Source organism: Maritalea porphyrae (assembly GCF_027213965.1).
Lineage (GTDB): Bacteria > Pseudomonadota > Alphaproteobacteria > Rhizobiales > Devosiaceae > Maritalea > Maritalea porphyrae_A.
On the sequence record NZ_JAPWGX010000082.1, the window covers coordinates 1 to 235 of the forward strand.

General features: G+C 41.7%; 1 protein-coding gene. It reads right to left on the reverse strand.

The features are described from left to right. A partial coding sequence (locus tag O4H47_RS18075; RefSeq protein ID WP_269395411.1) for a hypothetical protein occupies positions 1–235 on the reverse strand: 235 nt, incomplete at both ends.

Here is a 235-nt window from a genome sequence, read left to right on the forward strand (position 1 = left end):
GCTATAATTGGTTTTAATGTAACCCGTTGTATAGTAAAGGTTTTTAATATTGGCACCTCACTTGCTTTACATAAACGTTCATCGATAACTCGATGCGCCGCTCTTAATAGCAGGCGAGAGCGGTATAGGGTATTACTTTTTGAAAATGTACTAACAGCGTTAAAGGCATTGCTGCCTCTCTCGATTCGGGAGAGGCTTTTTTTTGCTAGTAAGTTGGGCTGAATCGCACTGGAGG